Annotated in this window: 22 protein-coding genes; 6 read left to right on the forward strand and 16 right to left on the reverse strand. The window is 44.6% G+C overall.

The genetic code is table 11. The features are described from left to right. Window positions 1-4: 4 nt before the first annotated feature. The 5 genes from J4N23_RS02410 to J4N23_RS02430 all read right to left on the reverse strand — a co-directional run bounded on the left by J4N23_RS02410 (window position 5) and on the right by J4N23_RS02430 (window position 6,500). Complete coding sequence (locus tag J4N23_RS02410; protein WP_207425409.1) at window positions 5-2,569, reverse strand: phosphoenolpyruvate carboxylase; 2,565 nt, start codon at window positions 2,567-2,569, stop codon at window positions 5-7. 146 nt (window positions 2,570-2,715) lie between these two features. Beyond that, window positions 2,716-3,585: an SDR family oxidoreductase gene (locus tag J4N23_RS02415; protein WP_207425410.1), complete on the reverse strand. Its 870-nt coding sequence runs from the start codon at window positions 3,583-3,585 to the stop codon at window positions 2,716-2,718. A 195-nt stretch (window positions 3,586-3,780) separates the two neighbouring features. Further along, window positions 3,781-5,610: a serine hydrolase gene (locus tag J4N23_RS21175; protein WP_207425411.1), complete on the reverse strand. Its 1,830-nt coding sequence runs from the start codon at window positions 5,608-5,610 to the stop codon at window positions 3,781-3,783. A 246-nt stretch (window positions 5,611-5,856) separates the two neighbouring features. After that, window positions 5,857-6,129 carry a YtxH domain-containing protein gene (locus J4N23_RS02425; RefSeq protein WP_207425412.1) on the reverse strand — a complete coding sequence of 91 codons (273 nt, stop codon included), beginning with the start codon at window positions 6,127-6,129 and terminating at the stop codon, window positions 5,857-5,859. A gap of 44 nt (window positions 6,130-6,173) precedes the next feature. Then, window positions 6,174-6,500 carry a hypothetical protein gene (locus J4N23_RS02430; RefSeq protein ID WP_207425413.1) on the reverse strand — a complete coding sequence of 109 codons (327 nt, stop codon included), beginning with the start codon at window positions 6,498-6,500 and terminating at the stop codon, window positions 6,174-6,176. A gap of 133 nt (window positions 6,501-6,633) precedes the next feature. Here J4N23_RS02430 and J4N23_RS02435 point away from each other — a divergent pair, with 133 nt between their 5' ends. The 3 genes from J4N23_RS02435 (at window position 6,634) to J4N23_RS02445 (ending at window position 9,128) form a co-directional block, all read left to right on the forward strand. Continuing rightward, entirely contained in the window at window positions 6,634-7,713 is a 1,080-nt protein-coding gene (locus J4N23_RS02435; RefSeq protein ID WP_207425414.1) for a murein L,D-transpeptidase, read from the forward strand. A 75-nt stretch (window positions 7,714-7,788) separates the two neighbouring features. After that, window positions 7,789-8,343 (forward strand): hypothetical protein, encoded by a 555-nt coding sequence (locus tag J4N23_RS02440; protein ID WP_207425415.1) that lies wholly within the window; start codon window positions 7,789-7,791, stop codon window positions 8,341-8,343. Between the two features lie 299 nt (window positions 8,344-8,642). Continuing rightward, entirely contained in the window at window positions 8,643-9,128 is a 486-nt protein-coding gene (locus J4N23_RS02445) for an ankyrin repeat domain-containing protein (protein ID WP_207425416.1), read from the forward strand. An 8-nt stretch (window positions 9,129-9,136) separates the two neighbouring features. Here the strand turns inward: J4N23_RS02445 and J4N23_RS02450 are convergent, their stop codons facing one another. Then, window positions 9,137-9,826 (reverse strand): pseudouridine synthase, encoded by a 690-nt coding sequence (locus J4N23_RS02450; protein WP_207425417.1) that lies wholly within the window; start codon window positions 9,824-9,826, stop codon window positions 9,137-9,139. Between the two features lie 81 nt (window positions 9,827-9,907). Between J4N23_RS02450 and J4N23_RS02455 the strand changes: the two genes are divergently transcribed. Beyond that, complete coding sequence (locus tag J4N23_RS02455; RefSeq protein WP_207425418.1) at window positions 9,908-10,120, forward strand: hypothetical protein; 213 nt, start codon at window positions 9,908-9,910, stop codon at window positions 10,118-10,120. 46 nt (window positions 10,121-10,166) lie between these two features. On the opposite strand, the gene J4N23_RS02460 is transcribed toward J4N23_RS02455, so the two are convergent. The 3 genes from J4N23_RS02460 to gnd form a co-directional block, all read right to left on the reverse strand. Further along, window positions 10,167-10,997, reverse strand: a complete 831-nt coding sequence (locus J4N23_RS02460; protein ID WP_207425419.1) for a DUF4249 family protein — start codon at window positions 10,995-10,997, stop codon at window positions 10,167-10,169. Between the two features lie 4 nt (window positions 10,998-11,001). Further along, a complete protein-coding gene (locus J4N23_RS02465) occupies window positions 11,002-13,353 on the reverse strand; it encodes a TonB-dependent receptor (protein ID WP_207425420.1) in 2,352 nt (783 codons plus the stop codon). A 192-nt stretch (window positions 13,354-13,545) separates the two neighbouring features. Beyond that, on the reverse strand, window positions 13,546-14,529 hold the full coding sequence (gene gnd / locus J4N23_RS02470) for a phosphogluconate dehydrogenase (NAD(+)-dependent, decarboxylating) (RefSeq protein ID WP_207425421.1): 984 nt from the start codon (window positions 14,527-14,529) through the stop codon (window positions 13,546-13,548). Between the two features lie 124 nt (window positions 14,530-14,653). Between gnd and J4N23_RS02475 the strand changes: the two genes are divergently transcribed. Continuing rightward, window positions 14,654-15,160, forward strand: coding sequence for a DUF4251 domain-containing protein (locus J4N23_RS02475; protein ID WP_207425422.1), 507 nt, complete (start codon window positions 14,654-14,656; stop codon window positions 15,158-15,160). 12 nt (window positions 15,161-15,172) lie between these two features. Here the strand turns inward: J4N23_RS02475 and J4N23_RS02480 are convergent, their stop codons facing one another. Genes J4N23_RS02480 through J4N23_RS02495 form a run of 4 tightly spaced genes read right to left on the reverse strand, consistent with a single transcriptional unit; the run spans window position 15,173 to window position 17,611 of the window. Beyond that, window positions 15,173-15,586 (reverse strand): hypothetical protein, encoded by a 414-nt coding sequence (locus J4N23_RS02480; RefSeq protein ID WP_207425423.1) that lies wholly within the window; start codon window positions 15,584-15,586, stop codon window positions 15,173-15,175. Between the two features lie 31 nt (window positions 15,587-15,617). After that, window positions 15,618-15,953, reverse strand: coding sequence for a gliding motility protein GldC (gene gldC / locus J4N23_RS02485; RefSeq protein ID WP_207425424.1), 336 nt, complete (start codon window positions 15,951-15,953; stop codon window positions 15,618-15,620). A gap of 39 nt (window positions 15,954-15,992) precedes the next feature. After that, entirely contained in the window at window positions 15,993-16,247 is a 255-nt protein-coding gene (locus tag J4N23_RS02490; protein ID WP_207425425.1) for a hypothetical protein, read from the reverse strand. Continuing rightward, entirely contained in the window at window positions 16,244-17,611 is a 1,368-nt protein-coding gene (locus J4N23_RS02495) for a DEAD/DEAH box helicase (RefSeq protein ID WP_207425426.1), read from the reverse strand. The genes J4N23_RS02490 and J4N23_RS02495 overlap by 4 nt, the downstream gene beginning before the upstream one ends. Before the next feature lie 174 nt (window positions 17,612-17,785). On the opposite strand from J4N23_RS02495, the gene J4N23_RS02500 reads away from it, so the two are divergent. Further along, window positions 17,786-19,123, forward strand: coding sequence for a dihydroorotase (locus J4N23_RS02500; RefSeq protein ID WP_207425427.1), 1,338 nt, complete (start codon window positions 17,786-17,788; stop codon window positions 19,121-19,123). A gap of 232 nt (window positions 19,124-19,355) precedes the next feature. Here J4N23_RS02500 and J4N23_RS02505 read toward each other — a convergent pair whose 3' ends face one another. The 3 genes from J4N23_RS02505 to J4N23_RS02515 form a co-directional block, all read right to left on the reverse strand. Continuing rightward, complete coding sequence (locus J4N23_RS02505; RefSeq protein WP_207425428.1) at window positions 19,356-19,895, reverse strand: DinB family protein; 540 nt, start codon at window positions 19,893-19,895, stop codon at window positions 19,356-19,358. Between the two features lie 64 nt (window positions 19,896-19,959). Next, a complete protein-coding gene (locus tag J4N23_RS02510) occupies window positions 19,960-20,541 on the reverse strand; it encodes a Crp/Fnr family transcriptional regulator (RefSeq protein ID WP_207425429.1) in 582 nt (193 codons plus the stop codon). A gap of 20 nt (window positions 20,542-20,561) precedes the next feature. After that, on the reverse strand, window positions 20,562-22,481 hold the full coding sequence (locus J4N23_RS02515) for a beta-N-acetylhexosaminidase (protein ID WP_207425430.1): 1,920 nt from the start codon (window positions 22,479-22,481) through the stop codon (window positions 20,562-20,564). Window positions 22,482-22,554 lie beyond the last annotated feature (73 nt).

The raw sequence follows: 22,554 nt of genomic DNA on the forward strand, positions 1-22,554 counted from the left end.
TCTTTTATGCTAAATTCCTGCCCGCATTAACAATACCGTAAACAGTGCGGATCACAAGTTTTCCAAAAATATTTCTTTGCTCTTCGCTGAGCGTGTCTTTTTGCAATTGCTGTAAGGCAAAATGCTGAATAACTACGAGTGGTAATACAATCTTTTCGCGCAACGCAATAGAGCGGCGCTCAACCGGATACTCTTCCATCAACACTGAGGTCCCGGTGAGTTCGAGAAGAAGACTCCTGGTCAAGTCAAACTCGTTCTTCATTCCCTTCCAGAAATCACCGAACTGCGGATCTTCAGAAAGGTAAGTAGTGATCCGAAAATCTGCCTTTGACATGGACATCATACAATTATCCATCATGGTTTTAAACTGACCCGATGTTTGATACAACGCCTGCACTTCATTCCATACACCATCCTCCTTCGCTTTTTTCAAGGCGCTCCCCACTCCGTAAAAACCAGGGATGTTTTGCTTCAGCTGGCTCCAGGAAGTCACAAAACTAATGGCCCTCAAATCTTCCAGTTTCAGCTCACCGCCAGAGCTTCTTTTCACCGGACGGCTACTAATATTCATGTGAGAAAGTAGTTTTAGAGGACTAAATTTCTCCAGATATTTTAAAAATAGTGGATGCTCGCGAAGGGCGACGAACGCTGCATGACTCGTTGTTGCCATACCTTCAATGAGCGACTTTTGAGCAGCACTCAAGGTGTTCTTATCGTCTTTATCCAAGGACGAAATGATACCGGCGTTCAGCATTTGCTCGATGTTGTAGTGGGCATTGTCATAAGACCCGTATTGACTACTGATTGTCTGACCCTGGATTGTTAGCTGAATATGGTCATTTGCAATTTCCCGTCCCATCGTGGCATAAAAACGATGAGTTTTGCCACCCCCACGAGCAGGAGGGCCGCCACGGCCGTCGAAGAAGGCGAGTTGCACGCCATACTTACGGGCTAAGGAAGTAAGTTCTACCTTGGCTTTATATATGGACCAGTTGGCCATGAGGTAGCCTCCGTCTTTAGTACTATCAGAGAATCCAAGCATAATTACTTGCTTGTTTCCGCGATTTTTCAAATGCTCCTTATAAAACGGATGAGTATAAAGGCTTTCCATCACTTGAGAGGCAGCTCTAAGATCCTGTACAGTTTCGAACAGGGGAACAAAATCCACCTTCAATTCATCCTTTTTCCAGCCGCTCCACAAAAACAAGTTGATCAGCTGTAAAATATCAGAAGCACGTTGGCAATTGCTGATGATGAAACGGTGTGATGCTTTTTCTCCGCCTGCGTGTTGCATGCGTTTCATCAACCGAATAGTCTGCAGCGTATCGTTACTTAAACTATCAAAGTCATCACAACTGATATCATCCTCATCAAAAGCTATTTTGCTTATTTTTTCTTCTTCTGTAAAATCGCTATAACCCTCCGGAAACGATTTCTTTAACTCCGGACGGCAGCATTCGTGAGTTTTCCTCAACACGCGACTGTCCTGACGGATATCCAATGATGCGAAGTAACATCCGAATAGTTTTACCTTCCGAATAAGGTCGTCAACCAGGTTTACAAACAGCCCGTCATGCGAGCGCGTCAGCACTCCTTTTATAGCTTCCAGTCTATCCAATATTTCTCCCTGCAGATTTTCAGGATTTTCTACGCGAGTGAAGCTGTTCTGATAAAACAACTCCTGCAAGCGGGCCATGTGATCCTCAACACCACGGAAGGTGATGCGTCGTTTCAACACCCGAAAATCGCGATAATAGCATCTAAATAGAATCTCGCGAAGTAGCTCTGACACCTCTTTAGTACTCTGGGAAGTAACGTTTGGATTTCCATCCCGGTCACCTCCGGGCCAGAATCCGAGCTCGATCAGTTGATTAGCTGTGAAAACCGGTCCTTCGAATTCGTTCTCAACCTCACTTTGCAGCTTGGAAACAACATGATAAAAGACGCTATCTAAGAACCAGGCCAGGCTTGCAGCCTCATTGACAGGTGTTGGTTTGTTTTTGTTAAAGAACGGCGTTTTACCCAACTGCTGGAGCAACAAATGGATCGTGTTGATATCATTTGTTTTTATTGCTTCCGTCAAATCGGTGATAATGGAGAGGACCCTCCCTGGATAAAACTGCGTAGGGTGAGCTGTAAGAACCAATCGCAACGAAAAATTCTCAAGTTTCTTCCTGATCGCCGCTTTCAGCTCCGGATTAACCGCTGCCTGCTGAAGCAGAAATGGTAGCGCATTCTCTTCATGCCGCGTCGTTTTGTTGAACGCAGCATCTTCAATAGCGTCAAATAACACTACCTGTCTTTCGATGTACTGAATAAACCGAAACAGAAGATCAACGCGGTCGTCAGTTTGAACATATTGCTCGTACTGTCCAAAAAAACTCTCGATAATATCAGATGGAGATAAGTTCTGTTTGACACTTTCTTCACAATGAGAAGTAAAAAATGGCAACAGGGTACCTGTATGTTTCACCCTATAAAAGGGCAGCGTTAAGAATAAACTGTTGTACAATTCAAAACGCGTGACTACTTCACTTGCAAAAAGTGCTTCTTTCTGACTTAATTTCATCTAGTAATTGCTTGAGCTATCGGGCCACAAAAATAACAGCTTTAAGCTGTAAGCAAAATTAACGACAATAAAAAGACAAAGAAAAGTTTCCTTTTATTGTCGTTTTTATTAACAAAATGTGTTTTTAGACAATTTTGAGAAACGTTTTAGCCATTAATTATCTCACCGCCGTTCGGATGCAACACTTGACCGGTCATGTAGCTTGAATCTTCCGAAGCAAGGAAAACATAACATGGCGCAACTTCCTCGGGCTGGCCAGCGCGTTTAAGGGGGACATCACTCCCGAAAGAAGCTACCTGTCCCTCAGGGAAAGTTGCAGGAATTAAAGGAGTCCAGATAGGGCCCGGAGCAACGCCGTTCACCCTTATTCCCTTGTCGGCTACACTTTGAGCCAGTGATCTGGTGAAGGCCACAATTGCTCCTTTCGTTGAAGCGTAGTCCAATAAATGCCCGCTTCCGCGATAAGCAGTTACCGAAGTCGTGTTGATGATGGTGCCGCCTTTTGGAAGGTGCTTCAATGCCGCTTTTGCCATGAAGAACTGGGAAAAGATATTGGTTCGGAAGGTTTTTTCCAGCTGTTCTTCGGTAATATCCTCGAGGCTGTCCTGGGGAAATTGAACCGCGGCATTATTCACCAAAATATCGAGGCGACCAAATTGAGCAATGGCTTCATCAACTATTTTTTGACAGTGAGCTTCGCTTCCAATATCTCCGGGGATAAGGTGGCACTGCTGACCTTCCTCCTCTACTTTCCACTTTGTTTCCTTGGCATCCTCGTGCTCGTTAAGATAGGAAATCACAACGTTGGCCCCATGGCGGGCAAAGGCTACAGCTACAGCACGGCCAATTCCGCTATCCCCGCCTGTGATTATTGCAACTTTTCCTGCAAGCTTCGAAAAAACGTCGTTCTTTTCGCCTTCATAAGCCGGCCTTGGCGTCATTTCTGATTCAATTCCGGGCTGCTGCTCCTGGTGCTGAGGAGGTTGAACATTTTTTGATTCATTAGACTTTTGCATAGTTTTTCAGATAGATGTTTGTAGCCTTTTAACAGCCGGCAGTCGCTTGGGTTTGACTTTTAATAACTCTCCTGAAAAGCACTGCGGCAGATTCTAAGAATCCACTCATTGGAAAAGGCATAAATTAAAAAAGGGACTCATTCCTGAATCCCTTCTGATAAAATTATTCCCTCCCAGCGGTAGGAAAACGGATATCTAGTCTACGCTGGCAATTCTGCTATCAATATCAGCAATTGCTGTATAAACTGCATCCTGAATTCGTGGTCTAATACGAAGCGAGTTCAACTTGTTGCTAGCTGAAGGATGTACGCGGTTAGATAAGAAGATATAAACAAAATTGTGTTTAGGATCAACCCACACACACGTACCGGTGTATCCCGTATGCCCATAAGTTTCGGAAGAAGCCAGCCTGGATGGGTAACCACTCCCGGAAGAACGATCAAATCCGAGTCCTCTTCTGCTGACATTAGACTGCTTACTGGTGAAAAGATTGATAGTTTCAGGCTTCAGATAATCCACCCCTCCATAAGATCCACCGTTCAATAACATCTGATTTAAAATCGCGAGGTCATTGGCGCTGGCAAATAAGCCTGCATGTCCTGATACTCCCCCTGCCATCGCTGCTCCTGAATCATGCACGTAGCCTTCCAGCAAGGCTTTTCTAAAATAGGTATCTCTTTCGGTTGGCACTATCTGCTCTTTAGGAAAACGCCTGCGTGGATTGAATCCGGCAGTACCCATTCCCAAACGCTGATAGAACTCCCTCGCTACATACTCGTCTAAAGGGCGGTGGGACTGACGCTCGATCAGCTCCTTCATCACATACATGCTGATATCGCTATACACATACTGTCCCCGTGTTGGCAAAGGTGTACGAAGCATCTTTGGCCACATCACCTCCTTATAGTAATTATTACGCAAAAAGTAATTGTCGCTTGCCTTGATATTGAAAAAGTAGGAAGAGTCCCGGCTATGATCCTGCGGCTTCAATCCGCCAAAAAAATCAAGGTTAACGAAACCGGCCTGGTGCAGGAGGACGTCTTTTACCGGAATATTGTGCTTGTTCGTGCCCCTTACCTCTTGCAGATATGCCCCCAAAGGTTGGTTCAGCTCCAGTTTCTGCTCATCATACAGCTTCATGGCCGCAATAGTAGTGGCAGCGGTTTTTGTTACCGAGGCCAAATCAAAAATATCTGAAGTTTTTGTAGGGATACCGTCGCCGTAAGTATGAGTACCGTACGCTTTATTAAAAATCACGTTCCCATCTTTCACCACCATCACTACTGCTCCCGGCGTCGCGCGCTCGCTAATAGCTTCTTCCATGATATTATCAATGCGGCTCAGTTTCTGTGCACTTATTCCAAGCGTTTCAGGACGAACATAGCTAAGGCGGGTCTTTGTTGTTGAGAAGCCGCTACCGGCTGTAAACTTAGTCCCTACCGCTTCTGATAGCCGCCCTGTAATAGCTTCTCCTCCAAAAATCATCTGAGCAGACTGCTCTGCAGCCTCGGGAGAATTGAAAGGATGCCACAAAATTGGCGAAGAAATATTTTCAAGTTTTTGTAGAGCCGTTGCATGTCCAAAACCAGCTACAATAACGGTTTTGGTTTTTTCTGCTTCCTGAATGAATGAAAGCGTTTCAAGCGAATACAGAGATTCCGCTTGTACCCTAATTATCAAAGCGTTGTAGGGTGCCAGGGATTTCAAGCTGGCAAGAGACTGAAAATGGAAACTTTTTACCGGGGCATAATTCCGAAGCATGTTGTCAAAGGCTTCCGAATGACTGGTTCCTATGGTTACACTGGCAATTTTATAAAGCGCCAGGTCCTTAAATGGCACAGTTTCTGCCTGGTTGTTAAGTAGCACCGGGACACCCTGCAAGTTTGGCTGCTTTACAAGGTCCGCTACAATCAATTTATTGTTTGTACGCAGACTAAAGCCGCCAAGAATGACTATCAATAGTAATAATGCAAAGTTGTAGGTATTCGCAGATTTAAAAATCTGAGCTTTTAATATGTTTTTCACTCTCACTTCCCTTGGTTAATGTATGGTCCCTTATACTCCTCACCGAGCCAAATGGTTCCAGAAAAGATCGTAACGATCTGGCTCTATTCTGGCATTCGACATAACGCACTCATGCTACTTCGAACGACGTAACCGCTGATTTAGTACCCTGATCGTAACGGACGATACATTTTTCAGGAAAAAGGAACAAGAAAGAGGAAGAGGAAAAGAAGGATGCAGCCGACCTGGTCAGTCAGCTGCTTTTTTTCAGGAAGGCTGGATATTCACCTCGTCCATTGCCTGGTAAGAGGGATTGTCGGTGTTATTGGCAGCCAAATAAGCTGGATGATCCATAATAGGATCAGTGTTTTTCCTTTCCAACTTGCCGTCATCTCTTTTCCCTGAACGAAAAATGGTACTTCTTAAATTACGTCCCTTATTAGGAGTGAATAGCAGTACCGCCAAACTGCCGATTGCCAATCCGGCCAGCAAGGGTAAAAAAGAGGAATAGCTATTGACGAGTTTCGATTGATTTATCATGTTCTTCAAGTTTATTGTTGAAATTAAATAAGATTCATTGTCCGTTATCCCGGCAGAAACCGCTGTACAATACCAGGAATAGCTGAAGTAATTTTACTTACTGCTTCTGGTGAAAGTCCGAACTTACCATTCAGACGGCTCGCCACAGCTTGAGCAATGGCAGAGGAAATATTACCAGACCCGGAACCTCCGGTAAATGAAGAAAGCAGGCCGCCTATCCCACCGGAACTAAGATTGTTTTTCAGCCCATCTTGTACGCCATGAGCTATTTCTGTTTCTACTTCCCCTTCTTTTCCTGGTGGGATTGATGACTTGATTTCTTGATTACTTCCGATTTGCTGCTTTACAACATCTAGTATTTGATTGAACATATGTTTATTAATAGGTAAGACTATCTACTTAACCGCACACTAAAAGGCCTGTTTCAACAATTTGAAATTTTGAGGAAAATCCAAATGGCTTGAAAATTGATATTGCTTGATCACACACAAATTTTTACAAGCAATGAAAAAGCTAATACCTTTATTATATGTATTGCTGTTGTTCAGCTATAGCGACATTATTGCCCAGTCAGCGGGGCGGCAATATGATCTGTTGAGCAAAGCGCTGCAAGACTATGAGAAGATCAAAGACAAGGAAGACTGGACTCCCATCAGTTTAGGGGATAAAAGCGCTCTAAAACTGCATGATCAAGAGCCCGTGATTAAGGACATCAAAAAGAGACTATCCGTTCTGGGTGACTACCGAGCGATGAATCACAACGACGTGTTTACGGCAAAGCTGGAAGAGGCGGTGCGGAGTTTCCAGGAGCGCCATGGACTGGAACCAGACGGAGTTATTGGACCGGGGTTTCTCAAAGAGCTGAACACTCCAATCGAAAACCGAATCAGACAAATCCAAGTCAATATGGACCGGCTAATGCGGGAAAACACGGAGGCTTCCGGACGTCATATTGTTGCGAATATCCCTGAATTTAAGCTGTACGTCTATGAAGGAAACCGGGAAGCATTATCGATGGACATTGTGGTGGGTAAAACTACCAATAAAACGGTGGTATTTAGCGATGTGATGAAACACATCGTCTTTAGTCCCTACTGGAATGTACCCGAAAGTATTGTACGGAATGAAATCCTTCCGGCAATAAAAAGAAACCCGCGCTATTTACGAATGAATCAAATGGAAATAGTTGGGAATAAGGATGGTATTCCGGAGATAAGACAAAAACCGGGAGCTAAAAACGCACTCGGCCGGGTCAAGTTTATGTTTCCAAACCAGTACAACATTTACTTCCATGATACTCCGGCCAAGAGCTTATTTGAACGCAACAAAAGAGCCTTTAGTCATGGATGTATTCGCGTAAGTCAGCCCTTCGAACTTGCTAAATATCTGCTGAAAGACCAAAGAGAATGGACCGATGATGCAATAAAGAAGGCAATGTACTCAGGCACTGAAAAGTGGGTGAATCTTGAGCAGCCCGTCCCGGTTTCAATCAGCTATTACACAGCTTGGGTCGATTCGGATGGAGAGGTAAATTTCAGAGAGGATATATACGGACACGACAAGGAGATGGCAAACTCGCAGTAACCGCCTCTTTTTTTCTTTGAAGGTATCTTTTTTAGACTTTTCATCGTATACCCGTAACCAACAAAAAGTTCGTTTATGAAAAAAAGTTCAAAAAAGACCTATCAACCTGTTATTACTGCAAAAAAACACTGGATTGTCTACCTTCTACCTTCATTACTGGTAGCCGCCGGAGTAATTTTAGTTTTAAATGACGCAGTAGCTGCTAAAGTAGCTGGTGCCGTTGCCCTTGTACTTGGTTTCTATCAGATCTTAAAAAAGTCTAACGAAAAATGGCACCTTACAGATGAGCACCTGGTAATGGAAAAGGGAGTATTACCGTGGGCAAAAGAGTTTCAGGAAGTATCAGTAACAGAAATCTACAAAACACATACCCATCCTCATCCGAAATTGAAGAAGTTTCTGAACGTAGGACACGTAAGAACACAAAGAAGAGCAGACGACTGCACCGGATTTCACCATTCTTACATTGCTAATCCGCAAGAGTTTTCTTCTCAGCTACAGGCGATGGTTCATAAATCTCCTGCTAGCAATTTAAACACCTTATATGAATTGAAAGAAAAAGGAGCAATCTCAGAAAAAGAATACAACCTGATAAAACTGGGTCACGTTACGCAGCAGTTTCTTTCCTAGGTCTCAGGACTAATGACGAAGCCCTCCACCTGTAAAGTTGGAGGGCTTCGTTTTTTTATCGCCAGGCATCTGCAATTTGAAGTAGATAACGAAAACCATCCGCTTGTAAAGACGTTTCTGAACAAGTGCTAAAGAAAGAAATGAGAACGAAAAATTCTATTTATAAAAACAAGCTTACTGCCGAACTTATTTTGTCGGCGCTACTTCTTATTGGTGTATTTGTAGCCTACAACTCACTGTTATAGCACGCAAAAAAATTTCCCTTAAAACTTTTGCGGTTCCCCAAGCATTTTATGGGTATGCAGGAAGCGAATACATCAGACGTTTTTAACTTGGCCAGGCTGAATAAAGCTGAAGAACTGGGTACCGCCCTTGTGGCTGTTGATGCAAATATAAGTGACATGAGAGGTTTTACTCCGCTCACCATAGCCACTTACAACAATTGCAAGGAGGCGGCCGAAGTACTCCTCAAAGCCGGAGCGAACCCCGACTTGCCAGACGGATCAGGCAATACCGCTCTTATGGGTGTTTGCTTTAAAGGGTACTATGAGATTGCAGAACTCCTGCTAAACCACGGCGCTTCGGTTAATATTCAAAATCAAAATGGAGCAGTGGCCCTCACCTTTGCCGCCACCTTCGGTCACCCACAAATACTTAAATTATTATTGCAACGCGGCGCCGACAGAAGTATTCGGGACCGTTTTGGTAAGACACCTCTTGACTACGCTATCAACCAGGAAAATGAACCATGCATCCAGGTTTTGATGGAAGAACCTGTAAGTTGATCGATTAACTACACGTACTCAGTCCACCCCATCAAATCTATAACCCGCATAAACTCCGGTTGAAGAGAGGCATTCAGGCTTAATGTGTCCCCTTTTACAGGATGGGTCAAGGTCAAATTAGAAGCGTGCAAAAGCATCGTGGTCATATCCCAGGTTTCTTTAAAAAGTTTGTTCTGCTTGTTACAACCATGAGGCCTGTCGCCAATGATGGGATGAAAAATATGCTTAAAGTGTTTTCGAAGCTGATGCATTCTCCCTGTAGTGGGGTTTGCCTCTACAAGGGAGTATCTGGACGTAGGATGAGGCCCGAAAGCTACTTCTATCTCAGTTCGGGCGATGGTTTTAAAAGTGGTAAAGGCTTCTTGCAACACCCCATTTTCCTTCCTTAGTGGATAATCAATCTCCATAAAATCAGGAGTGTAACCTCTTACCACTGCGAGGTACGTCTTCTTAACCTGATTCTCGGCGAACTGTTTCTGCAGCAATTTCTCCACCTCTTTATTCAACGCAAAAAGCAAGACACCGGCCGTTTTGCGATCAATCCTATGAACGGGGTTCACCCACATTCCTATCTGATCCCTTAGTAGCTGCAACGCGAATTCCTCGGCGTCCATGGCAATAGGCGATCGATGTACCAAAAGTCCGTGAGGCTTATTGATTGCGACCAGATGTTCGTCCTGATAAATAATCTCCAGCATGAAAGGGCGAAAGTAGAGAAAAATCAAAAGCACTGTTGAAAGAATCAGAACTAAACTGCTTTAACCTTAACTTTGATGGCTATGGCCGCAAAGAAATTATCTCCTGATCAGGTGAAGCTACTCGCCGAGAGTTTAAAAGAGCACTTTATTCCCAAGGACAAAAATGACAGTCTATTTTCCTTTCATTTCACAGCCGAGGGTACCAGTTATCGGGCAGATTGCAAAAAAAGTAATATCAAGGGAAAGGATGTTTGGACGGTAGAGAAAGTGGAGGAAGTGGCGCTTGAAAGTTAAAAGACGAGAGATATCTCTATAACCGGATATCTCTCGTAAGCGAAGGTTATTTGACTTCCTTCTCGACGGAACTAACCAGAGAGGTTCCAAAATAACCAACCACATCTGTAGCGTTCGCGCTCTTCTTTTGAATATTGGTCCGGGCATTTTCCAGCGGACTGGCGAATATCTGGCCGTTTTGAAGTTGGATCTGAATATCGGTTAAGAACCTGAAAGCATCCTCTGTTAACGACCAAATTTCAGCCTTCACCACCTCTCCTTTTTGAAAAGGACGGTAAACAGCCAATTCAACATTGGTAATGTAATTTCCGTCTACAAACTCATCCTTAAACAAGTTGAAATCATTTGCGGAATTCATGTACTTGCCATCGCGGTACAGCTTAATTTGACCAAAGTCGCCCACTCCCTCCAGCTCCTGACCAAAAATTCGGGGATAGTACCCTTCATGTTCATAAATCGTGGATTTCTTTTCATACTTGAAGGTGATTGAATCCGGAACCATACACATGCGCTGGCAGCTTGCCACCGCTTCATAGCTTCCTTCAGGGGATACAACAGATAAGGTATACGTTCTGCCTTCTACGCTCTTCAGGTTGGATATCTGGTATTTCCCAGGACTAACTTCCGTTAGTACTTCCGAGTTATTCAGATTATCACGAAGTGTAACGGTTGCATTGGAAAGTGCCGGATAAGCAGATTCCCGCGAAGTTCCCTTTGTATAATAGAGTTTGACGAAGTGATTCTCTGGCTTATTAGTAAGCCAACCTTCAACCACCAGCGCCCGTTTCCCTGCAGCCACGTCCACATCAATTACGTCTTCGCAAGCTGTAAAAGCCAAATTCAACAGTAGCAATAGAAATATATTCAGTTTTTTCATTTTCTTAAAATTTAAAGTTCCAGGTAACAGATGGGATTACAGTTCCGAATACAGACAAGCGAACAGCCTCGAGCTTTGAAGGATCATTCTCATTTTGCCTCATGTAAATGGAGAATGGATTTTTGCGATTGGAAGCGTTGTACAAAGAGACAACCCATTCGCTTGTAAATTTCTTGCCCGGTTTAATCTTGTTTTTGAAAGTGGTCGACAAGTCAAGGCGGTGATAGGCAGGAACCCGGTAATTATTTCTTGACACCGCTGAATTGTACTGCACAACTCTCCCATCAAACTCAAACTGCTGATCACCAAGGGTTGTAGGCGTCCCGGAGGCGAAATTAAAGGTACCAGAAAGTACTACTCTTGGCTTCAGCTCATAAACTGCTACTACCGCCAGGGAATGGGTTTTATTATGCCTTACGGGATAATAGTCTGTAAAAATTGGATTGCGACGTTCAGCACGGCTTAACGTATAACTGATCCAGCCATTCAACCTGCCCTCGTTCTTCTTTAGGAAAAATTCTGATCCATAGGCTCTACCGTCTCCAAACACCATATCACCGGGTAGATGCCTGTTCAACAGAGTCTCGGCGCCATTGATGAAATCCAATTGGTTCTCCAGCGAACGATAGTATAGTTCTACCGAAGCTTCATACTGATTATCTTTCAGATTACGGAAATAGCCAAGAGAGAACTGGTCTGCGAGCTCGGGGCGGATATTATAAGAGCTGGGCGTCCAGATATCAAGAGGACTGGCAGCAATCGTGTTGGATACCAAATGCAGATTCTGTGCAGTGCGGCTGTAAGAAGCTTTCACGGACGAATTAGTGCTGGTCTGGAATTTCATCGCCAACCTGGGCTGCACATTGTGATACCACTTGATGGTTTCCCAGTCACTAAAGTTTTGAGGATTTACGGGTTGCTTACGTTTGCCTACTTCTCCTTCGTAATCGTACACCGTGGTATTGCCATTAGCGATACTTTGCAAGGCCGAATACCTGATGCCGTATTCAAAGCTGAACTTGTCACTAAGGTTCAACTCATGATCCCAATAGGCGTTGTATTCCGCAGCCCGTTCTCCAGGCATGGCAACGGTATTGAAACTGGAAGCAGCATCGGTCGGCTCTGCTTTTCCCGGACTAAATTCGTGCAGAATCCCCTCCACACCAAAGTAAGCGGTGCTTTTGGAGCTTATATACCAATTGAACCCATTTTTAATGCTATAGTCCACAATACCTGCATTCCACTCGAAACTTGTTCCCGGATTGTTCAACACTCCAAGCTTGTACTTATAGTCTGAGTAGATCACGCTGGTATTCGAGAAAAGGCGAGGACTGTACACATGATTCCACCTTACAGTTCCTGTACCATTGCCCCATTGCATACCAAATCGTTTGGCCACTTCGATATGGTCTTTTCCGAAGTATCCCGAAAGGAACAAGCGGTCCTTGTCTGACAGCGTAAAGTTCATCTTCGCACTTAAATCATAGAAATAAATGGAGTTGTCGCGGATAGCCGGATCAGAGGACTGTTTGGTAAACAAATCGGTATAAGATCTTCTTCCACTTACGATTAAAGAGCTTTTATCTTTCTTGATCGGCCCCTCTATGGTGAAGCGGCTCGCGATCAGACCTAAACCTCCTGCTCCGGTCCATTTCTGATTGTTGCCGTCCTTCATACGGGTATCAAGCACAGAGGAAAGGCGACCTCCGAAGCGGGCGGGCATCTCTGACTTGTATAGCGTTGCATCCCTCATTGCATCGGGATTGGTGACAGAAAAGAGGTTGAATAAGTGGGACGTGAAGTATAGGGGCGCTTCATCGAGCAGAATCAGATTCTGGTCTACACCGCCCCCCCTCACGTTAAAGCCCGACGCTCCCTCGCCTACAGTGCTCACACCGGGCATTAGCTGAAAGGATTTGATTACATCCGGCTCACCAAGCATCGGCGGTAATTCTTTGATTTTATTAATGGATAGTGCTGTTACCGTAATTGGTTTCCTGACATTCTCACTTTTTCTTCCCGAGGTTACCACTACTTCATCCATCATTTTAGACGAAGATGACAGGTTGATTGAGATCGTTGTATCTTTTGAAATGGTTACAACCTTTTGGCTCGGTAAAAAGCCAAGGTAGTTGTAATTTAGCGTGTACTTCCCAGGGTTGAGAGTGATTGAATAAAAGCCGTAGCTGTTTGATGAGGCCTTTAAGTCTGGATTCGTTACCGTTACCAGGGCGCCGGGAAGAATTTCACCGTTGGAAGCGTCTTTTATGTAGCCGCTAACCGTAACTTTTTTTTGTGCCAGGGCGTTCGAAATGCTAAAAATGCCGAGGACTAAGATGCTAACTAGTGTTTTCATTTGTGGGTAATAAGGTGTGTGCTTTGGAAAATTCCCAAAAGACCCTATTAAGACTTCAATGCCCACAAGAACGTTACACAGTAAAATGCAAATTCTTCAATACGTAATCGGCTTTTTTAATAGAAATGCAATTAATGAACTGATTTAAAACCAGTTCAACAATCTGAAAAAAATCGCTTTTTCTCCAAGCTGTTATTCTCTCTGCCCGGTTTTATATAATCTACTGCTTTCGGCATTTTCAATTTTCCCGAACTGGCGCTCATGTTTAATCCCCTCGTGCTCACCAAAAGGGTGCCCTCCAAAACCGTGTCGCATCATTGCGATTGCCTTCGCCCAAATTTGTTCTTTATCGCGTGAAGCAAAAAGCTGCATTACCGACTGTGTAATTACCGGGACCGGGACTTCCATGCGCATAGCGTCGTTCACCAGCCAGTTTACTTCTCCGGTGTCTTCTATATACGCAGGTACCGTTTCAAACCCATCTTCTTGTTTATAGATTTTCTCCATCAATTCTACCAGCCAGGACCGGATAACAGAACCATGGTTCCAAACCCGAAGAATTTCAGGAATGTTTAAGGGATCTTTATAGTTGCTCAGCAAGTCCATCCCCTCTCCAATCGCCTGGAGCATTCCAAACTCAATTCCGTTGTGCACCAACTTCACATAATGCCCTGATCCGGGTTCTCCGGCATGTAGAAATCCATTCTCTACGGCAAGATTCTGTAAAACCGGCCCCACGTGTTCTATCGCCTTAGCGTCTCCACCCACCATAAAGCAGGCTCCATGCCGCGCGCCATCCATGCCACCGCTGGTACCACAGTCGACAAAATAGACTCCCTTTTCTTTCAGCCGGTCGTGCCTGGCTATAGAGTCGCCCCAGTAAGAATTTCCGCCATCGACCAGGATATCGCCGCTTTGCACCAATTCCGATAATTGTCCTAAGAGAATATCTACCACTTTGCCCGCGGGAACATAGATCAGAATAATACGGGGCGAAGTAAGTTGTTGCACGAGTTCTTCGAGACTGGATGTGAGGATGATACCTTCATTTTCAAGCAGGTCTTTGTTAGGCAGTTTGTCGTATCCTACTACTTTATAACCCTTCTCTACGGCCTGCAATGCCAGGTTTCCGCCCATTTTTCCAAGTCCGATTATTCCGATTGATCCCTTTATCATTATGTGCAAAGTTTTACTAGAGAAATAAATAGGCCGGAAATTGTTTTACGAAATCAAAATTGAATCAGTCGGCAAGCACAAAAAGGACCTATCTTTCGTTAATGAAGTAGTAAACAGAAAGTATATGAAAACAATGATAAACAAGAGCTTGCTCTTCATCCTGCTGCTCTCCTTCTTTTCGACCATAACGTTTGGACAGTCGGACAAAGCAGCTGAGGAAAAAGCGAAAATAGAACAGATAAAGAATCTGCTCAAGTCAAAAAAGTTTGTATTTGAAGCGAGAAATGTATCGCCAATGCGAGGTGGATTTGTACCACTTACTTCCCCTTATGACGTGGTGGTGCGAGACAGTTCTGTCCGCAGTTTTCTGCCATATTTCGGGAGAGCATTTTCGGCACCGATGAACCCTTCAGAAGGACCTTTGCAATTCACGTCGGAAAAATTCGACTATGAGATGGTAGAGAAAAAGAAAGGCAGACATGTGATTACTATTGAGCCGAAGGACGTAAACCAGGTTCGACAGATGATATTGTCGGTAACAGAAACAGGATATGCGACGCTATCTGTATCAAGCAACAACCGTGATCCTATCTCATTTAATGGAATTGTACGTGCAATCGAGGAAGAATAACAAAAAGAGCGGTTAAATACCGCTCTTTTTATTTTCAGACTTTCTTCCAGCTACAATCATAAGCAGAGAGCCTGCGATCAATAGCAACCAGCCAGTCCACTGATATTTTACTAAGCGGGCAGCAGAGGCGGCCAACTTTTTCATTGGGATGAAACTAAAAGAGTCATTTATCTTAAAATAAACCGCAGCCAGCGTAAATAAAACAACGACAAGAGCAACCCATCCCAAAATTTTCACTAAACCATTTTTTCCTCTCAAGGAAGAATAAAAACCCGCAGCTGCTAACAAGTAAACAGTGGAAGCGAGTACAGGCTCCAGATCCCAGTACTGCCAAAAACCAATTAGGGGAAGCTTCAGTAGCGGGCTTAAAGCACCAGCAATCAATAAAGCTGCTCCCAGGATTCCGAGGTAATTTGTTGCTTTCATTTCGAAGGGTTTAAGTTAAAGCTAACAAAAATTACTTATTCTGCGCGATCTCCATCTTGTCGGCAAAATGCGCGCAGTAATCGCGAAGATCTTCTACAATATTTTTTTCTCCTGTAGCGCGAAGGAAGCTGTCGCCCATAGTTTGCAACGTTTCGTAAAAGAAACGCTTCATTTCATCCACGGGCATATCCTTAGTCCAAAGGTCAATACGCAATGAGTTTTTATAGTTATGATCCCACAGCGCCAACATCATTGATTTCACCGGAAGAGCTTCCTTGTTTTCTCCATCTGTTGATTCCCAGGTAATATTTTCAGGAACGTTGTTATCGTCTAATTCTATCGTAAGTTTTATCTCTGCTTTTTTCATTGTTAAATTCACTTGTGGCTTTAGCCGGTTAAATGTTGTTTATATTTTTTGTACGAGGATGACCAGCACTCCTGCAAAGATGATGAAAGCCATCTCTACAATCCAAATACGTTTTATTTCCTTTACATAAGTACGAAAAATGAGATCGCTGATAAAGGCGAACAAAGCAAATATCCAGAACGGCATACTTCCCATCTGGCCCCAATCGCCAGACTTCGGAAAAAGCAGGGAATAAATCGCCGCCACAAAAAAGGCCGAAGTCAGGATATTCAAAGGTGTTAACTTCGTTTTCACCTACCTCGCTTATTTCCTTTAAAACCACCTTTTACACTGCTTGAGGGCTTATTACCCTTTGCCTGCAGCCTCTTCGAGGCGGCGCTAGCCTTTTCCGGCTTTTTGGCTGCAGGTTTCGGGTTCTTCTTTTCGTGAAAAGCTCCCTTAAACTCCGGGTTTTCTTTCCTTTTCTGCAGATCGATCTCCCGGGCAATCGCCTGACGTTCCTCATAAGGTGTTTCTTCTACAAAAACCCCTTCCGGTATATCTTCAACAGGTATTTGTTGCCTGATCAGTTTTTCAATCTTCCGGATATAATATTCCTCGGCGGGATTGCAGAAAGTAATCGCTTCTCCTGTCTGAAAAGCCCGTCCGGTTCTGCCAATCCGGTGTACGTAATCCTCAATGATGATAGGAACTTCGAAATTAATTACATGGCTCACCTCGGTCACATCCAGTCCCCGTGCGGCCACGTCCGTTGCTACTAAAATCCGCACCGCACCATCCTTAAAAGCATTGATCGAATTGATACGGGTATTCTGCCCTTTATTTGCGTGGATCACCTTCACCTGCTCTTCACCGTAGCGTCGGGTAAGGAAGCCGAAAATATTATCGGCAACATTCTTTGTCTTGCAAAAAATGATGAGCCTGCTAAACTCCTCGTCGTTCTTTAGTAAGTGCTGCAACAGGTTGAGCTTAGTTTTGAGGTTCGGAACATGGTACAACACCTGTTTTACCGTTTCAGCTGGTGTGGCTTGCGGCGCCACTTCCACCACGGTCGGAAACTTCAGAAAGTCGCCCGCAATCTTGTGCACCAACTCGCTCATCGTAGCTGAGAAAAGAAGGTTTTGACGCTTCCGCGGAACAACCTCCAGAATACGGTGAATAGAGCCAATAAAGCCCATGTCCATCATCTTATCCGCTTCATCCATCACCAAGAACTGCAGCTGTTTGGTCACGATGTTACCTTCCAGGTATAAGTCGAGAAAGCGCCCGGGAGTGGCTACCAGAATATCTACCCCCTGCTCTAGTTGTGCTTTCTGCGTTTTTGGTCCTAGTCCGCCGTAAAGCACCACCGTTCTCAGGTCGGTATACTTGGCGAAGGTCTTAATGTTCTCTTCGATCTGCATTGCCAGCTCCCGCGTAGGTGAAAGAATCAGCGCCCGGGGGTCATTTCCCTGCGCATACTTCAGCTTCATAATTATAGGCAGTACATAAGCCGCCGTTTTACCGGTGCCCGTCTGCGCGATCCCCATTACATCCTGCCCCGCTAAAATCGGTGATATCGCTTTCTCCTGGATGGGAGTTGCCTCGGTATAACCCGCATCTGCAATAGCGTTTAATATCTGCCTGTTCAGCTTAAAGTCTTCAAAAGATTTAGCCATGGCGGCAAAGATAGGAAATAAGATTTTAGGGGGTCCAGAATTATGAGCTGAGCCAACAACAGTTCACCGCTGTTCGCCCCGAAACTCTATTTTGGGATAATTTTGAAGAGCACTATCATTCTGCTGCAAGAAAACTTAATTTCGCGGAACGTCTTAAATCAAACTTCTAATTCGATGTCTTCAATCCTGATTAAATCGGCAACACTTGTAAACGAGGGTAAGCAGCAGGTAGCTGATGTATTTATTAAAGATGGCTTTATAGAGAAAATTGGCGCTTCGCTCGATGTATCTGCAGAAAAAGAGATAAATGCAGTGGGTAAATATATGCTACCGGGCTGTATTGACGATCAGGTGCACTTTCGTGAGCCCGGCTTAACTCATAAAGCGGAAATATTTACGGAAAGCCGGGCTGCGGTTGCGGGAGGTATCACCTCCTTCATGGAAATGCCGAACACCGTCCCGAATACAGTTACCCAAGAATTGCTGGAGCAGAAATACGAAATTGCAGCGCAGCGCTCCCTGGCGAATTATTCCTTTTTCATGGGGGCGACAAACGATAACATTGAAGAAGTGCTTCGCACCGACCCGTCAAACGTCTGCGGTATCAAGATCTTTATGGGATCATCCACCGGAAATATGCTGGTAGATAATGAAGAGGTGTTAAACAAGGTTTTTTCCTCCACTCCTATGCTGATTGCTACGCATTGCGAAGACGAGCAGACCATCCGCCACAATATGGAAACGTTCAAAGCAAAGTATGGAGAGGCTATCACCCCTGAAATGCACCCGCTCATCCGTAATGCCGAAGCCTGTTACAAATCTTCTTCCTTTGCAGTAGATTTAGCTAAAAAGCATGGAACGCGGCTGCACATCCTGCATATCTCCACTGCCGCGGAAACAGCTCTTTTTGACAACACCATCCCCTTGAGGGATAAAAAAATAACGGCAGAGGCTTGCATCCACCACCTGTGGTTTTCTGATGAAGATTATCGGACCAAAGGAAATTGGATTAAGTGGAATCCGGCAGTTAAATCAGCTTCAGACAGAGAGGAAATCTTCCAGGCTGTGCTAGACGGACGAATTGATGTAATTGCTACAGATCATGCCCCTCATACCATTGAAGAAAAGATGCAGAGTTACCTGAAAGCTCCTTCGGGAGGACCACTCGTGCAGCACTCGCTTCTTGCTATGCTTGAATTCTATAAACAGGGTAAGCTATCGTTGGAAATGGTGGTAGAGAAAATGGCCCACAACCCGGCGATACTTTTCCGTATTGACCGCAGGGGCTTTATCCGCGAAGGGTATTGGGCGGACCTTGTCCTGGCCGACTTGAGCGCAAGTACGTCTGTAAACAGGGAAAACGTTCTTTCAAAATGTGGGTGGAGTCCTTTTGAAGGTTACACTTTTGGGTCGGGCATTACTCATACATTCGTCTCCGGTAATTTGGTTTATGAAAACGGAAGGTTATTGGAAGCCGGAGCAGGAAAAAGACTCGCCTTTGAGCAACGATAGTTTTTTGAAGCGATTTAATTTTTTCAAAAATTTCCTAATCAATGAAAAATCAGGATTGAAAGTGCTTGGTCCGCTTTCAATCCTATTCTAAATCACTTTAGGAGAGGACCTAAAGGGAAAACAGTGCTGCCGAATGCCTTCATAACCGGCCAGCAGCGAAGCTAAGAGACGTTCAAGAAGGAAAATATGAACTTCGTTTTTAAAAGCCGTAATCTCTCACGTTGGATAGATATCAGTTCAGGTTTTTAAGGGCTTGCTGTAAGTGACGTTCATTATGAGCGATTAAAAAGCGAAAGGTGTCCCCCAGTTTTAATCTGACAAACTTTGATATCGATATGGGAATACGATAATTTAAATCAGAACCTTTTGCCTCCTGCAGGTACTGTAACAAGGTTTGTTGCTGACGGATAAACTCCTCGACCACCAAGTGCGCATCCAGGTGAGGGGCCGGGACATGCCCCTTAAAAGCCTTATACTTTTTATCCGACGGCTCCATCATTCTGGTGAAATAATCGCCCAGCCAGCCACTTGTATAGTTGAGTCCGGGATTTGCTTCTTTGCGATTCAGCGCTGCCCCAATTTTGGGCAAATAATAATCTCCATAAGAATTCAAATGATCCAGACATTGAGTTACACTCCAACCGCCTGTTGGAGATGGTTTCAGGAGCAGTTGGGCGCGTTGCTTCCGAAAACTAGCCTCGGTCTGCTGAACATGACCATTTACCCTTGCTTTCAGCTGATCCAAAAGTTCAGACTTTTTCAACTCTTTCATAATATTCGTATTGAGCAAAGATGAAGAGCCAAAAGGGTGAAAGAAATGGTAAATACCAAGATTTCTAAATTTTGATCTTGTTGATAAACTTGCTGAAATTGCTTGGATCGATGCCGATATAGTTGGCCAGGTACTTGTGCGGCACCAGATTCAGGATATGAGGACTCCGCCGCAAAAGGCTCCTGAACTTCTCCTCGGAGGAAAAGCACTGCAGCTCTACCAGCCGCTCCAAAACCCCAGATAATACACCGGCTGTTCCTTTTAAAAGTATCGCTAAAATCGGCCGGCTTTCCAAAACTACTTCAAGGTCAGCAAAAGAGGCTCTCAAAAAAGTTGAAGCAGTGAGCGTTTCATAAAAATAACGGGATGGCTGCTGCAGGAGGAAAGAGTCTACCACCCCACCGAACGAGGGAGCATAGGTAAAAACGATCGTCGCTTCCCGCCCCTGCTCATCAAAATAATATACCCGTTGCACCCCATCCAGCACAAAGTATAAATGCTTCTCCACGTCACCGGCACTCGTTAGCTGCTCCTTTCTACCTGCAGAACAAGTATCCCAGACGTTCGAAAACGCCTTCCAATCATCGTCCCCAATTGGAGCAATGGCATTTAAGGCGATTTTAAGAAGTTGGAGTCCCTCATTCATTTGAAAAGAAGAAATATAAACTACCTTTTTCTAGCCCGGCTACGGAGGTCAGCAATCTGGAACGTGATCAAGCGCCCCACCGGCTTTCCATCCCGATAGGTAATTACCTTGAGTGTAACTGCATCTTTTGGTACTACTAAGGCCGTGTTATATTTAGGATAGAACTCGTCAGGAAAGGAATTATCAAAGGTGTAGTGGATATTCAAACCAGGGATTTCCGTACTCAGCTCTACTACCAACTTGTTTTCCGCGTTTAAATACGGCAATACGATAGGCTCATACATGCTTGGAGCGTATTTCATCTGCGCCACATCAAACCGCTTGAAGTGATCTTCTACCTTGCCGTAGAAGTGAGTCCAGTTTTTCTTGTTTAAGGGCGACCAGATGGATTCAGCAATTGCTAATCCACGCGGCCAGAGCATGTACTCAGCATGACGCATGTTATAAATGTGCTCCGTCCAGAGGTTGGCCTGGCCTCCTTTTACTTTGTTTGTTTCCGCTATTCCTCCAGTAGGATCGAACTGATACGCTTTATTTAGACGCAGCGAAGCGTAAACCTTCGGCTCAATGGCTACATCTCCCTGCATGTAATCCAGGTAGGCATAGGTAGACGGGCTCATCACCACCTCATGCCCAAGTTTGGCCGCTTTTATACCGCCTTCCACGCCCCGCCAGCTCATCACGGCGGTCGACTGCGAGGGTTTTCCATCTAAAATCTCATCCCAACCAATGAACTTTTTCCCTTTCGCCTGCACAATAGCCTCCACTCGTTTGGTGAAGTATCCCTGCACCTCTTCCATCGTCTTTAAACCTTCCTTTTGCATCAGCGCTTTCACTGCCGGATTTTTCTGCCAGAAATTGTGTGGAGCTTCATCGCCGCCCATATGGATGTATTCAAAAGGAAATAAGGCTGCCACCTCAGTAATCACTTTGTCTAAAAACTCATATACCTTTTCGTTGGCCGGACATAGCGTGTTATCAATCAACGCAATTGGTGGTGCACCACGAGACCAGTCCATAATCGGCTCGCCAGCGCGGACATTGTACTTCTCTGCTCCCGGCGTACAGGAAAGCTCTGGGTAGGAAGCAATGGCTGCAAGACTATGGCCAGGAACGTCAATCTCCGGCAGGATGTTTACAAAGCGATCAGACGCATATTTGATCAGCTCCTTGATATCTTCCTGAGTATAAAATCCTCCATAATCTTTAGGCTCGTTCGGTAAAGGCTGCGAGAAGGTTCCAAACTGCCCCACTTTATTTACCCTCCAGGCTCCAACTTCTGTAAGCCGCGGCAAACTTTTTATCTCAATGCGCCACCCCTCATCATCCGTCAGGTGCAAATGCAGCAAGTTGTATTTGTACTTTACCATATTGTCAATGAAGCGCTTCACTTCCTCCTTTGTGAAATAATGCCGCGAAACATCAAACATCATCCCCCTCCAACTAAATCGCGGGTAATCTATGATCTCCACGTTAGGAACCCGCCACCGCACTCCCGTAGCCGGTTTTTCACCTTCTATCTCTTTAGGAAACAGTTGGATCAAAGTTTGGGCGCCATAAAACAGACCAGCAGCTGTATTAGCCCTGATCACAATGCCTTTTCCGCTAACAGCTAAGCGATACCCCTCCTGACCCAACACCGGATCTTCATCGGCGTTCTTCTGCAACCGTATGGTCGCATGATCGTCACCCTGACTTATGCTTACCTTTTTCCCGCTTGCACTATTTATCCTGCCTCTTAAAAAATTAGCAGTGTGCAAAATTTCCGGTGCCTGTGCCGCTCTGATGTTAACCTCCTCCGGTAAGGTAAAATATCCCTCCATGCGGTTAAGCGTAACAGGCTCAGGAATAATAGAAATCTTACTTTCGGAAGTTTGCGAAAAAACGGTGGTGCTGAGAAAACAGAAGGCAAAAAAAACAAGAAGTCGCTTAAAACTCATCGGCATAGTGTTATCGAAAAATTATGCAAGTATGCTAATTTGATAACTCTTTGCCATCAATTTTATTGCTTTT

It is taken from the genome of Pedobacter sp. SYSU D00535 (genome assembly GCF_017355855.1).
Lineage (GTDB): Bacteria > Bacteroidota > Bacteroidia > Sphingobacteriales > Sphingobacteriaceae > Desertivirga.